Below are 13,048 nucleotides of genomic sequence, written 5' to 3' on the forward strand. Positions count from 1 at the left end.
GCGTTCTGATGACGCTCGCTGAGGAAAGCGCGGGACCTACGGTCCCGCTGACCATGCGAACGGCGTCGCCGTGAGCAGAAAAGATCTGAGCGCCCTCAATTATAGATAAACACCGACGGCGATCCGGTGGCCGTCCGAACAGATGGTGGAGATTTTGATCGATCGTGTACCCGATCCGGAAGCTATGTCAGTTCGAACACACTGTGGGAGGGGGTTGCAAACTACACGATTTCGACGTCGCCGTTCTGGACGGTTATATCGAGTAGCGACGTGACGTCGTGTGAAATATCGGCCAACGCGTCTTCACCGCCCACCTTTCGCAACACGACGATAATATCGACGATATCGACCCCCATAGAATCGAGAACGTCGGTAATCGCCCGCAGCGTTCCCCCAGTACTGAGCATATCGTCCAGCAGGAGAACCGAGTCCGTTTCTCCGACGTCGTTGATGTACATCTCGCTCTCCGAGTATCCAGTCCGCTGTGTCAACGAAACCTCACCGTCCAGACCGTACTCGCGTTTCCGAATAACGACCAGCGGAATGTCAGAGAGAAGGGACACGGCAGTCGAAATATGAATCCCCATCGCTGCGGGGGTGACGATCTTGTCGACGTCCTCGAGATCGGCGACTGCCACGATGCGCGACGCCACTTCTCGAAGGAGGTCCGGCTCGAGTTTCGGGACGCAGTTACTGATCGGATGAACGAGATACTCGTAATCTCCCTTATTGATGATGGGCGCTTCGTGGATCGAACGTTCCAATTTCTCCATATGGGCACTTGCCACAAAGCGAATAAAAGATGTTGGTTGCGGCGCCCCAGAGCCGATGGGCAGAAGTTCGAATTATGAGAGAAAAATAGCCATAAATGGAATTCTATCGGGGATAAATACCTGTGGGAATATTATTAATAGGACAAAGAAGTGCCTGTTCGAGGGCTATTATTGTATTCTTCCCACACTATATCTCCTTTTATGTTGCTTTATTCTAAATATATCTATATTTATAATACACCGATTGTTTTGTTTTATGCGCTATATCTGTGCTATCGTCTCGTTTTAGAATGTCCGCCACTCGAGGCGCTGACGGTGAGCGGAGTCACAATTACGGAGTTACTCGCCGAATCGACGATCGAATGGAGCCACGGTCGGTTCCAGCACTCGGCGTTCGTTTCACATGGATCGTTTGAGGAGATAAAGAATTCCATTCCGTTCTGTTGGAACCTGCCAGGGAGAATCGGCCCGACGCAGCGTGCGAACGGGGACGACGGACGTGACCGAAGGAGGTCGCACACCGAAACCACTCACTTGACGACGACGAGGCGACCGGTCTCGAAGGACGTGACGAGCCCGCGGTCGAAACGCGAGGTGCGCTCGAGCGCGGCCGAAAGCACGTCCGTCGCCCGACGCTCGAGGGTGGCGGTATCGGCTTTGTTCACGATTGGGACGACGGTCGCGTCCGCGGGAACGTTCTTCAACCCGCCGCCGGGGTGTGCGAGCACGTGGCCGACTGCGGTGGTGGTAATCTCCTCCCCCGCGGAGAGAGGTGCGCACCGTTCGACCCGTTCGACTCGGTGGGCGACATCGTCCGTGAGCGGCCGTCCGACGGCCCGAACGGAGACGACTGGGACGACGACCGTACTCGCGGTTGGAATCGGCGGTTCGTCGGCTCCCGGCGCTTTGAATTCGCGCATTCTCGCACCGTCGGCCTTGACGAGGAGCCAGTCGAACCGGCCATCCGCAAAAACCGAATCCAGGACGCCCGGCGCGTATCCACGCACCTTCTTGTCGACCCGGTCCGGATCGGACACTCGGGCGCTCGCGAGTGCGACCGGCGCCGATAGCTCGTCCACGTCGGCCGAAACACAATCGGAGTCGACGAGCGCGAGCGGAACGTCCGGTGGTGGGGGCATCTGCACCGACGTGGTGTACCCCGCATCGAGGCCACGGTCGTCCGCCTCGGCAACCAGGTGACCGATGGCGGTCTTTTTCCCCCCTGCGCCGACGAACGAAACGAGTTCGTCGTCCTCGAGCCCGAGCCCATCCGCGAGGTCCATAGCTATCCCTCACTGGCCGACGGCATGAGCGTTACGGAGCGACCGAGAAGCCGGACGAGGCGGGTCCACGAGGGCCGGTCGCGGCGATACAATTATTCGCACGGACTCGGTAGAGACCCTATGGAACGTGTGGACGTCACGGGAGAAGTGTGTCCGCGCCCCGCTCTCATCGTCCGGGAACGGTTGTCCGAACTGGATCGATCCGACGAACTGCTCGTTCGTGGCGATTATCCGCCGGCCGAGTCCAACCTCCGTCGAACGTGTCGGAAACACGGATACGAGGTCGAGGATCGTCCGGTCCCCGACGGCGACGGCGGCTTCGAGTTGCTCATTCGTCCGCCCGCCGACTCGAGCCCATCGGGGGATGGAGATGACTGACGGCGACGAGGATCGTCCGCCGGCCCTGACCGAATACGCGGAACTCCACGGCTGTTCGTGCAAGGTCGAACAGGCCGAACTCGACTCGTTGCTCGCGGACGTCGGATTATCGAGCGCGCAGGAGGACCTCCAGGTCGGCGTCGGCGAGGACGCGAGCGCTCGCGTGATCGCCGACGGGCTCAGTCTCGTGTCGACGATCGATTTCTTCACACCGATCGTGGACGATCCGTACGAGTTCGGTCGCGTCGCAGCGTGTAATGCGGCTAGCGACGCCTTCGCGACCGGCGCCAGCGACGATCTGACGTTCCTCGTCGTTCTCGGGCTTCCACGGGAAGTGACGGGCACAGCCCCGGACGTTCTGCGAGGGATCGTCGACGCGGTGACCGAAATGGGAGGGGTCGTCGCGGGCGGGCACACCATCATGAACCCGTGGCCGATCGCCGGCGGCACCGTCGTGGCCACGGCGCCGTCGGATCGCATTCTGCGAACGAGCGGTGCCTCGGCATCCGACCGGCTGTATCTGACGAAACCCCTCGGAACGCAACCGGCGATGGGCGCACTGCGCGTACAGGACGGGGAATTCGGCGAGACGATCGCCGAAACGACGACACGACCCGTTCAGGACATCGCCGACGAGGCGCTCGCGTGGATGACGACACCCAACAGGGAGGCGATGCTGGCAGCCCGCGAGTACGCGACGGCCGCGACCGATATCACCGGCTTCGGGTTGCTCGGGCAGGCCCGCGTCTTGGCGGAGAACGCCGGCGTCGGCGTCGAACTCACACACCTTCCGCTTATCGACGGTACCCCCGAGCTCTCGCGGCTCTTCGGCTACGGCCTCGAGGACGGAGAGAGCGCAGAGACGAGCGGTGGACTCTTGCTTTCGGTTCCAGACGAACGCACCGACGCGTTCGAATCCGCCCTCTCGGAAGCGAACGTCTTCTACCGTGACGTCGGCCGCGTCACTCCTGGCTCGAGCGCGTCGCTGGTCGATCCGACGATCGAACGAATCACCGGCTGACTGTCTGCAGTGCTCGATTCGGGCTTCGGAGGTCGGTCGCGGCGAACGCAGACTAGGAGAGCTTGAGCAACGCTTCCAGGACGCCACCGCCGAGACAGAGCGCCTTGTCCGAAATCTTCGTGTAGTCGACGTCGTCGCGGGGATCGACGTCGCCGAGTTTCGCGCCGGCGGAAACCGAAACGCCGTCGTGAACGAGCCCCCGTACGAGCCCCCCGATTTCCGTGACGACGGGGTCATCGTCGACGGAGCCAACGATCGTCTCCGCCTCGACGACCTCGCCGATTTCGACCGACGGCGACCACACGCCGTCGCTCGGTGCGCGGAGCACGCGTTCGTGGGTGTACCCGCGACGGTCGCCCGGTTCACCGTCGTACGGACTGGGTTTGCCGTCGTAAATGACGTGACCGAGTTCGTGTCCGCGATCGGTTTCGACGACCGCGTCCACGTTTTCGCTGGCGTCGAACCCCGGACCGAGGCCGACGACGACGTCCGCGAGCGCTCGCCGGGTTCCGGTGTCGAACTTTCCTTTGGCCATGATCGCATCGACGACGGCTCTGGGCTCGAGTTCGTCGATGACGGTCCCGTCGGGGTCCTCGAGCACGGGTACCTCGTCGTCGGCGAGAACGGCGAGCGCCTCGTCCACGTCCGCAACGCGACGGCCCGTTACGCCCTGGACGGTGACGTCGCCGTCGTACATCGCCGCCCCGAACGCGACTGCACGTCGGACGACGGTCGGTTGGGCCGTCTCGGTCACGATAACCGGAAACCCCGCCTGATGGAGGCGGTAGACCACGCCGCTGCCGAGGTCTCCGCCGCCCCGAAGGACGACGAGGTCATCGATGTCGTGTCGGTTCGCACGCTCGCCGGTCGCATCGTAGCGATCGCGGTGCAGTTCAGCGAGGATCGAGAGCACGACGTCCTCGGGCCCACCCCCGCCGAGGTCGAGACCGACGGGCGCGCGGACGCGAACGAGGTCTCGGCGCGAGTACCCGTCCTCGAGCAACGAGTCGAAGATGTGCGCCGTCTTGTCTTCGCTGGCGACGACGCCGACGTAGCCGGCACCGCCGTTGAGAGCGGCGGCGACGGCCTGCCGGTCGAACGTTCCGCTTCGTGTCGCGACGACAACCGCCGTTTCCGACGTCATCGGGAGCCCCGCGAGGACCTCGTCGTAGGGGCCGTGAACGACGTCGACGTCCGCGGAAAACCGCTCCGGTGACGCGTACTCCTCGCGGTCGTCGACGACGGTGACGGCGTAGCCGAGTCGCGTTCCCATCGCCGCGAGTTCGACGCCGATGTGTCCGCCGCCCGCGACGTAGAGTCGCGCACGACCGCGGATCCGATCGATAAAGACGTCCATGGATCCCCCACAGACCATCCCGGTGTTCCCACCGGGGCGCAGTTCGTAGGTCCGGACGCCCGGATCGGCATCACCGCGGAGGACGTCGCGGGAATCCTCGACTGCCAGTCCTTCCACCGTTCCGCCGCCGATCGTGCCGTACTCGTCGTCGTCGGTCACGAGCATTTTCGCCCCGACGTCGCGCGGCGCGCTTCCGTCTTTGTCGACGATGGTCAGCATCGAGGCCGGTCGTCCCTGCTCGACGAGGTCGTCCACGCGATCGAACAGCGTCATACGAAGCTCGTCACCTCGTGATCGATCATGAGCGAGACCAGTTCGTCGTACGTGACGGTATCGATTCGATCGGGGAGGCTCAGACCGCGCATTTTGACGTCCCGTTCGACCGCCAGCGTCTGCATATCGAGTTCCGGGTCGAGCAAGACGCCATCCTGGATCAGGACGACGATTCCGTCGGTGTCGTTCGCCGCTGTTCGCAGTCCGATTTCAGCCATCGGTTTGTCTATCAGATACAACATTGTCAAAAGTCGAGGGTGTGATCCGCTCGTTCGATCATCGACGCGATTTCCTCGCCGGATCGGACACCGACGTCGGACGCGATCTCGTCTCGCGTAACGTCTCGCGCCGCCATCGACGCCTCGTCGACGAACAGGTCACCGTCCTCTTTGGCCAGATCGACGAGGTGACCGGTCATGTTGAGCGCATCGCGATCGATGGCCGCTCGAGCGGCGTAGATTCCGTCCTGTGTGAATACGACTGAGACGTCGTGTCTGTCGAAGCCGGCTGCGACACCGCGGGCCGCCCGGAGTCCTTCGGGGACGTGAACGCGCCCGTACGGACTGCGGGTGAGCAGGACGACGACGTCCCGTTTCATAGTGAGATCACCCTGTCGGCCTCCCCGAGCATGTCAGCCAGATCCGGTAGCAAGCCGATCTCGACGCCGTCGGGGTAGTCGGTTTCGGCGTCGATACCGCGTGCGTTCACACAGAGACCGCAACAGAAGACCGTTGCACCGTCGTCGATCAGGTCCTGAAACTTCTCCGTGGGCATCTCGTCGTACAAACTTGCATCCGAACAGTCGGGGAGGTGCTGGTCGGAAACCGGTACGTACGCGCCGTCGAGATAGTGAAAGTACGTGACTTCGTGGCCGGCGTCGAGCGCCGCCCGGCCGAGTTCGTAGGCGGTCCGCCACCGTTCGCTGTCGAAGGGGCCGCCGCTGAGCAAAAACCCCACGTGGATCATATCCGAGACGTTGGCCGACTGCGATAATAAGAGTTAGCATCCCACAAAATCCAGGCGGGCGGGCAGGACGCCAGTCGAAATCGGCGTCCGGCCGTCCAGGACGCGAGACTGCGGCGGCGGCGCCGACCTACCCGATCACGACGTCGACGTGGTCCCAGCGCTCAACGTCGACCAACCCCCGATTCGTCAGCCGATACTCGGGGATCACTTCGAGGGCGAGGAACGAGAGAGTCATCAGTCCATGACGGTCGAGACCGAGGGTCCCCGCGCAATCGGTGACCGATTTGAACTGTTCGTAGACAGACGCCAGCGGATCGTCGGACATCAGGCCCGCGACCGGCAGCGGGACCGACGAAATCTCGTCCCCCTCGCGTTCCGGATCGCACACGGCGATGCCGCCGTCGATGACCTGGACGTGGTTCGCGACTCGAGCCATCGCATCGTACGACGTGCCCGCGACGACGCAGTTGTGCGCGTCGTGTGCGACCGTCGACCCGATCGCGCCGCGTTCGAGGCCAAGCCCGCTGACGAAACCGCGACCGATACCGGCGTCGTTACCGTGCCGTTCGATGACCGCGATCGGAAGCACGTCCTCGGTGGGTGCCGGACGGATCGTTCCGTCGGCGACGGGAAGGGACGCCTCGGTACGTCCGGTCTGGATCCCCTCGACGAGGTCGATAACGCGGACCTCGGCGCGCTCTGCGGTCGACGCCGGGGCGGCGAGCGCGAGGTCCTCAGGCGCGACCGGATCGAAATCGACAGTTCCCGTCGAGAGCGCGGTCGATGGCGGGTCGCGATCGGTGGCCGTGGGATCGAGTTCTCCGTCGACGAGGACGTGGTCGACGCGCCACGACTCGAGGTCCTCGAGCAGCACCAGATCGGCCGGGGCACCGGGTTCGATCCGTCCGAACGGAAGGCCGTACGATTCGGCCGTGTTCAGCGTCGCCATCTGCACGGCCTCGACCGGGTCGACGCCCTCGTCGATCGCTTTCCGCACTGCGAAGTCGATGCCGCCGTTTTCGACCAGATCGACCACGTCGCGGTCGTCCGTACACAGCGACAGCCGACGCGTGGGAATGTCGTCGACGAGACCGACGAGGTCGGCGAGGTTCTTCGTCGACGACCCTTCGCGTACGTAGACTCTGAATCCGAGGTCGACTTTCTCTCGAGCCTCGGCTCGGGTGATACTCTCGTGATCGTTGTCGAGGAATCGTGCGGCTTCCTGGAGGTCCGATCCGGAGACTCGCGGAAGGTGGCCGTCGACGGTCAATTCTCGCTCGCGCGCGGCTTCGATCTTCGCGTGGAGGTCCGCGTCCCCACCGACGAGGGCAGGAAGGTCCATCACCTCCGCCAGCGCGACGACGAGTTCGTGATCGAGTAGCGACGAGACGTCGTCAGCGTCGAGTCTCGCACCGCCGTCCTGCAAATTCGAGGCTGGAACGCTCGACGGGACGCCGAACCTGACCTTCAACGGGGTTTGCGTCGCGTCTTCGAACACGGCCCGAACGCCGTCGGCGCCGAGGACGTTCGCGATCTCGTGGGGATCGTGGACGATGCTGGTCACCCCGCGCGGAACCATCGCTTCGCCATACTGCGCCACCGTGACCATACTCGATTCGACGTGGACGTGAGCGTCGATCAGCCCCGGTGCAACGTACGCTGCCTCGAGTTCTCGGTCCGCTGGCCGTTCCTCGAGTGCCACGATCTCTCCGTCGTCTATCGCGATCGCCCGGTCCTCGAGAACGCCCGTGTTGACGTTGACGAGCGCGCCTCGAACGAGCGTGTCGACCCGGTTCATGGACAGACAGCGACAGTGCGTCTGCGTGGTGCAGCGGCCGCCGTCAGGCCGGAGGCGCGATCGGTCGGATCCGGTTCGTGCATTCCCGTAGTGTGTGCCCGCGCTGTGATCATCGGTAGTCTTCGTAAATCACACAGGATTTCCTGTGTCTTTAGTCTTCATGCAAAAGGGGCGTTCGGTGATCGGTCTTCCCACCGAAGGAACGTTCGGCCGGCGATCAGTTTTCTTGCGTGGCAGCGGCCTCGGCCGGTGACGGGTCGTCGCCGTCGACCGGTTCCTCGAGGCCCATCTCGTATCCTCCGTCAGAACGGGGGACGAGCGTATTGAGCAGGACCGCACAGATTGCGGTCACGATGATCGCGTTTCCGAAGAAGATGCTGACCCCGGTTGGCATCGCCTCGAAGATCTCGGCTCGAACTTCGACGCCGAGGCCGAGACCGATCGAAACAGCCATAATGACCATGTTCCGGCGGTTCATGCGCTCGTTGAGGAAGATGAGCCGGAGGCCGCTCGACATCACCATTCCGAACATGACGATCACTGCACCACCGAGGACGGCGCTCGGAATCGTCGCGACGACGGCGCTGACCTTCGGAATGAATCCGAGCACCAGTAACGCGGCGCCGCTGATACCGACCACGTAGCGGCTCATCACGCCGGTGAAGTTGATGATCCCGACGTTCTGCGAGAACGTCGTCAGCGGGAACGCGCCGAAAATGGCGCCGACCGAACTGCCGAGACCGTCGACGAACAGCCCACCACCGATTTCGTCGTCGTCCGGGTTTCGGCCCTCTGCAGCTGTGATTCCGGACATATCACCGATGGATTCTATCGCAGCAGTAATGTGAATCGCGGTGATTGTCAGGATGGCGACTGGTTCGAACTGGAACCCAAATCGACCTGGGATCGGGAGTGCGAACCAGCCGGCCTCCGCGACCGTGGAGAAATCGACGACCCCCAGGGCGACGGCGGCGATGTAACCGACGATGATGCCGATCAGAATGCTGAGGAGTCGCCAGATCCCCTCCATGAACAGATTCATACCGACGGTGATCCCCAGAACGAGCAACGCGAGGCCGAGGTTCGTGTACGACCCGTAATCGGACGCGCCGACCCCGCCCGCCATGTAGTCCATCCCGACCGGAATCAGGTACAGACCGAGGATCATGACGATGAGACCGGTGACGAGCGGTGGGAACAGCCCCTTGATTCGATCGTACTGCCAGCCGATCAAGATCTCGACCAGCGCACCGATGACGACCGCGCCGAAGACCGCATCGAGCCCGTATTGTCCGCCGATAGCTATCGCCGCGCCGACGAATGCGAAACTCGTCCCCATTACGACCGGGAGTCTCGCACCGACTGGGCCGATTGGGAAGACCTGGACGAGCGTCGCCAGGCCGGAGAATACCAGTACCATCTGAATGAGGTACGTCGTATCACCGCCGCTGACACCGACCGCACCGGCGACGATGATCGCGACGGCGACCGTCGGAACGAACATCGCCGAGACGTGTTGCAATCCAAGCAAAATTGCCTCTGGTATTGGTGGTTTGTCTTCTAATTCGTACACCAAGTCAATCGATCCGTCATTGGATGACATGGAATAACATACTCCAGATCGCTCCCGTCCTTGATAAATTCTTGGTAAGGAGGGGTTTAGCCAATAAATTTCGGGAAAAGGCGACAGATAGTCACGAATAGGTGCGTTAACACATTATTCCACGGTCTCTTGTCCGGATCGTGGAATCAAATGTACGAACGCCAACCGGAGCGTTATGTTCCAGATAGTACACCCCCCGCGGTGACGTAGTAATAGAGGACGAACGCCACGGCCAGCGCCCACTGTCCTGGACGGACATCGTCGAATTCACCCATCGCCGCTTTGACTACCGGATAGCTGATGATCCCTGCCGCCAGCCCGTCAGCAATGGAGGCCGTAAGCGGCATGACGGTGATAGTGAGACCGCTCGAGATGAGCCAGGCTGGATTGTCCCAGTTGATGTCGGTCACCCCTCCCAGCATGATGAGTCCAACGACGACCAGCGCGAGATACGACGCGTACTGAGGGACCGCGGTGATCAGCGGAACGGCCAGAAGCGCCAGCAGGAAGCAAATCCCGACCGTGAGCGCCGTCATCCCGGTCCGACCGCCTTCCTCAACCCCGGCAGAGCTCTCGACGAAGGTCGTGACGGTCGACGTCCCGAGTATCGAACCGGCCGTGGTACCGACCGCGTCGGCCATGAGCGGTTTATCCATCTCGGGGAGGTCACCGTCCTCGTCGAGGAATCCGCCGAACTGCGAGACGCCGATCAGCGTGCCCGCGGTATCGAAGAAGTCGACGAAGAAGAACGTGAACACGACCAGAAGGAACGTCGCCGGCTCGATCTGGCTGAAGCCGTCGACGAACGCGCCGAAGAGCGGCGTGATATCGTACTGCGCCGAGGATAGTTCCGCGGGCGTGAGTACCCCTCGGTCGACGACGCCGCCGAGCGTGAGTCCCCAGCCGGCGAGCGCGGTCGAGATGATCCCCAGGATAATCGCACCAGTGATCCCCTTCGCGTAGAGAATGAGCGTTACCCCGAGCCCCACAAGCGAGAGGAGCGCGACCGGGTTGGTCGCGACGTCGTTCAACTGGACCAGCGTCGCATCAGCCGCGACGATCACGTTCATTTCGATGAGACCGAGCAACAAGAGGAACAGTCCGATACCGGCGCCGACGGCGAACTTGACCGGTTCGGGGAACAGTTCGATGATATACCGTCTCGCGCCGACGAGCGTCAACAGGATGAAGATGACACCCTCGACGAAGACGGCCGCGAGAGCCGTTTGCCACGGGACGCCGAGCCCGATGACGACGGTAAACGCGAAGTAGGCGTTCAACCCCATCCCCGGCGCCAAACCGAACGGACGATTCGCGTACAGGGCCATGACGAGAATGCCGATCACTGACGACAGGATCGTCGCGATGGCGATCATCTGGAACACCGCCTGCGTGCCGTAGCCCTCTATCTGGATCGCCTGGGAGAGAATCGCGGGATTGACGACGATGATGTACGACATCGTGAGGAACGTCGTTATTCCTGCGATCACCTCCGTCTTCAAGTCGGTGCCGTGTTCTTCGAATCCGAAATACCCCGACAGCCACGACCTCGTTCGTTCGAACCCAAAGCGCCTCCTCAAGCCTGATTTCGTGCCAGTGGGATCTGACATATGTTCCATGTTAAACTATATCAATAAAAAGGTTTCCTGGGTGAGGTGTCGAGCACACTGGTTTGCAACGGACCGACCGAAGTATGGCAAATCCCGACTCTCGGTGGCACACCAGGACAGCCGCTCGTTCGACGTCACGTTGGTATCGTTCGTACCGGAGATATCGAATCTAACGCAAACGGCGAACGTAACGGACGAATCCACCGATCTCACCGATTTCGAGGAATTGCGACGCGGGACAGAGTTCGTGACGGTGAGGCGATCGGCCGACTGCTCGAGCCCGCTGCCGATATCGTGATCGCGCCGGGACTCGGCAGGGGAATACATGCGCTCGTGAGACGTCACCCCGATTTCACCGCCGAGTATCACGGGTCGTCGTCTCTCGATCACCGCGCACCGCGAAATCGCACGGTTCGTCGGCGCGTCCACGGCCACGATCGATTCGTTCAGTCTCGAAGTCGACGTCGACGAGCCTGCGGACCTCGTCGAAGTGCTGTTCCACGGATCGGGACGGGCTGCGGCGTGACTTTGCGATACTGGCTTTCGGCTCGATCCACGGACCGGATGCGTCACCGTCGATCGAGTATCGGACGAGATACCGATGTAAACCCGCGCTGGGTAACGTTTAAGCGTTCGTACCTGTATGCACGCTGTATGAAGCGCATTCTCAGTTCTGACGAAGCGCCGGCTGCAGTCGGTGCGTACAGTCAGGCGACGACCAACGGCGATATCACGTTCACTGCCGGTCAAATTCCGATGACGCCGGCTGGCGAGTTGCTCGACGAGGAGCCGATCGCCGTCCAGACGGAGCAATCGCTGACCAACGTCGAGGCGGTGCTGGCCGAAGCGGGCCTCGAGATGAGCGACGTCCTCAAGGTCACGGTCTTTCTTGACGACATCGACGCCTTCGACGAGATGAACGAGACGTACGCGGACTTCTTCGACGAGGAACCGCCGGCCCGAAGCGCCGTCGAGGTGGCGAACCTGCCCAAGGGCGTCGGCGTGGAAATCGAAGCGATCGCCGCACACGACTGATACGGACCGCTGTACGTCAGTTCCGGAGCACCCGTGACCGGCCTGTGGGTGCGCCGGTACATTGGCACAGCAGATCGTATGAATCGACCGCTGTATTCGGGTTCTCATCCGTTTCGACGGTGACACTCATCGCGTGGACGGAAGTCCGTCCGGAGCGGCTCGTATCGGCCCCGCTCTCGAAACGACGACGGCCGAGAACGAACATTCGAGCGACACGGTGGCGATCACCTGTCTCAGTCACGAAGACGTGGAAGACTAGCGGACGATCGACCGCCGGGTCGAGCGGCTGCGTTACTGAAATCGAACGCCCAGGTCGTGCATCCCGTCGTTGTTCATCGCGAGGTTGATCAGAAGCGGCGTCACGCTCTCGACGATTCCGGTGACGGCGAGCGGACCGCCGTCGAGCGCTCGCAGACCCTCGATTTCGTCCGTGAGCGAGCGGACGAGAGCCGTTGCTTCCGATTCGTCACCGGTGACGATCACGTCCGCTGCCAACTCCTGGTCCAGATCGCTGAGAGCGCCCGCTGCGAGGTTCTGGAACGCACCGACGACGGGAACGTAATCCGGTGCAGCGTCCGCGAGTTCTTCCGCCACGGAACTGGCTTCGGGAGCCGTATAGTGGAAACCGGCTCCGTCCCGGCGCATAGATACCGCAGGGCTCACGAGGACGGTCTCGTCGTCCAGTCGCGATGCGATCGAATCGACCGTATCCGAGGCATACTCGGGCGGAACGCTCACGCCGACGACGTCGGCGTCCGCACCGCGTTCCGAAAGGAGCGTATCGTAATCGTTCGCTCGACGCGTCGCTTTCTCCGGGTCTCTCGAGCCGATGAGTATCGAATGGGCCGTGTCACGAGCCCACCGCAGCGCCAGTCCTTCACCGATATCTCCAGTTCCACCGAGGAGTGCAATCTCCATGGTAGCGAATCGATGATCGCATTCTAAGAAGTA

At 62.2% G+C, this 13,048-nt stretch carries 15 protein-coding genes; 5 read left to right on the forward strand and 10 right to left on the reverse strand.

Annotated features, from left to right (window positions below; translation table 11 throughout):
* Nucleotides 1-221 precede the first annotated feature (221 nt).
* Both hpt and yqeC read right to left on the reverse strand, forming a co-directional pair.
* Nucleotides 222-773, reverse strand: a complete 552-nt coding sequence (hpt, locus tag NJU76_RS20610; protein ID WP_254533692.1) for a hypoxanthine/guanine phosphoribosyltransferase — start codon at nucleotides 771-773, stop codon at nucleotides 222-224.
* 530 nt (nucleotides 774-1,303) lie between these two features.
* Nucleotides 1,304-2,056 (reverse strand): selenium cofactor biosynthesis protein YqeC, encoded by a 753-nt coding sequence (yqeC, locus tag NJU76_RS20615; protein ID WP_254533693.1) that lies wholly within the window; start codon nucleotides 2,054-2,056, stop codon nucleotides 1,304-1,306.
* Nucleotides 2,057-2,176: 120 nt separating this feature from the next.
* Here yqeC and NJU76_RS20620 point away from each other — a divergent pair, with 120 nt between their 5' ends.
* Nucleotides 2,177-2,434, forward strand: coding sequence for a sulfurtransferase TusA family protein (locus NJU76_RS20620; protein ID WP_254533694.1), 258 nt, complete (start codon nucleotides 2,177-2,179; stop codon nucleotides 2,432-2,434).
* Nucleotides 2,427-3,455 carry a selenide, water dikinase SelD gene (gene selD / locus NJU76_RS20625; protein WP_425604340.1) on the forward strand — a complete coding sequence of 343 codons (1,029 nt, stop codon included), beginning with the start codon at nucleotides 2,427-2,429 and terminating at the stop codon, nucleotides 3,453-3,455. The genes NJU76_RS20620 and selD overlap by 8 nt, the downstream gene beginning before the upstream one ends.
* A gap of 52 nt (nucleotides 3,456-3,507) precedes the next feature.
* Here the strand turns inward: selD and yqeB are convergent, their stop codons facing one another.
* The 7 genes from yqeB to NJU76_RS20660 form a co-directional block, all read right to left on the reverse strand.
* A complete protein-coding gene (yqeB, locus tag NJU76_RS20630; RefSeq protein ID WP_254533696.1) occupies nucleotides 3,508-5,085 on the reverse strand; it encodes a selenium-dependent molybdenum cofactor biosynthesis protein YqeB in 1,578 nt (525 codons plus the stop codon).
* Complete coding sequence (locus tag NJU76_RS20635) at nucleotides 5,082-5,303, reverse strand: DsrH/TusB family sulfur relay protein (protein WP_254533697.1); 222 nt, start codon at nucleotides 5,301-5,303, stop codon at nucleotides 5,082-5,084. Before NJU76_RS20635 ends, yqeB begins: the two co-directional genes overlap by 4 nt.
* Nucleotides 5,304-5,329: 26 nt before the next feature.
* On the reverse strand, nucleotides 5,330-5,683 hold the full coding sequence (locus NJU76_RS20640) for a DsrE family protein (protein WP_254533698.1): 354 nt from the start codon (nucleotides 5,681-5,683) through the stop codon (nucleotides 5,330-5,332).
* Entirely contained in the window at nucleotides 5,680-6,051 is a 372-nt protein-coding gene (locus NJU76_RS20645; RefSeq protein ID WP_254533699.1) for a DsrE/DsrF/TusD sulfur relay family protein, read from the reverse strand. The genes NJU76_RS20640 and NJU76_RS20645 overlap by 4 nt, the downstream gene beginning before the upstream one ends.
* Before the next feature lie 127 nt (nucleotides 6,052-6,178).
* Nucleotides 6,179-7,849: an adenine deaminase gene (gene ade, locus NJU76_RS20650; protein ID WP_254533700.1), complete on the reverse strand. Its 1,671-nt coding sequence runs from the start codon at nucleotides 7,847-7,849 to the stop codon at nucleotides 6,179-6,181.
* Nucleotides 7,850-8,066: 217 nt separating this feature from the next.
* Nucleotides 8,067-9,452 (reverse strand): uracil-xanthine permease family protein, encoded by a 1,386-nt coding sequence (locus tag NJU76_RS20655; RefSeq protein WP_254533701.1) that lies wholly within the window; start codon nucleotides 9,450-9,452, stop codon nucleotides 8,067-8,069.
* Between the two features lie 173 nt (nucleotides 9,453-9,625).
* Nucleotides 9,626-11,062: an NCS2 family permease gene (locus NJU76_RS20660; protein WP_256567005.1), complete on the reverse strand. Its 1,437-nt coding sequence runs from the start codon at nucleotides 11,060-11,062 to the stop codon at nucleotides 9,626-9,628.
* A 385-nt stretch (nucleotides 11,063-11,447) separates the two neighbouring features.
* Between NJU76_RS20660 and NJU76_RS27165 the strand changes: the two genes are divergently transcribed.
* From NJU76_RS27165 to NJU76_RS26625, 3 genes are all read left to right on the forward strand, one after another.
* Nucleotides 11,448-11,588: a hypothetical protein gene (locus tag NJU76_RS27165; RefSeq protein ID WP_425604341.1), complete on the forward strand. Its 141-nt coding sequence runs from the start codon at nucleotides 11,448-11,450 to the stop codon at nucleotides 11,586-11,588.
* Nucleotides 11,589-11,716: 128 nt separating this feature from the next.
* The gene (locus tag NJU76_RS20670; RefSeq protein WP_254533702.1) at nucleotides 11,717-12,097 is read left to right on the forward strand and encodes a Rid family detoxifying hydrolase; all 381 of its coding nucleotides are present in this window, start codon (nucleotides 11,717-11,719) and stop codon (nucleotides 12,095-12,097) included.
* A 133-nt stretch (nucleotides 12,098-12,230) separates the two neighbouring features.
* Entirely contained in the window at nucleotides 12,231-12,356 is a 126-nt protein-coding gene (locus tag NJU76_RS26625; RefSeq protein ID WP_256567006.1) for a hypothetical protein, read from the forward strand.
* A 32-nt stretch (nucleotides 12,357-12,388) separates the two neighbouring features.
* On the opposite strand, the gene npdG is transcribed toward NJU76_RS26625, so the two are convergent.
* Nucleotides 12,389-13,015 (reverse strand): NADPH-dependent F420 reductase, encoded by a 627-nt coding sequence (npdG, locus tag NJU76_RS20675; RefSeq protein WP_254533703.1) that lies wholly within the window; start codon nucleotides 13,013-13,015, stop codon nucleotides 12,389-12,391.
* Nucleotides 13,016-13,048 lie beyond the last annotated feature (33 nt).

Origin of the sequence: Natrinema gelatinilyticum, assembly GCF_024266705.1 — an archaeon.
In the GTDB taxonomy this organism is placed as follows: Archaea; Halobacteriota; Halobacteria; order Halobacteriales; family Natrialbaceae; genus Natrinema; species Natrinema gelatinilyticum.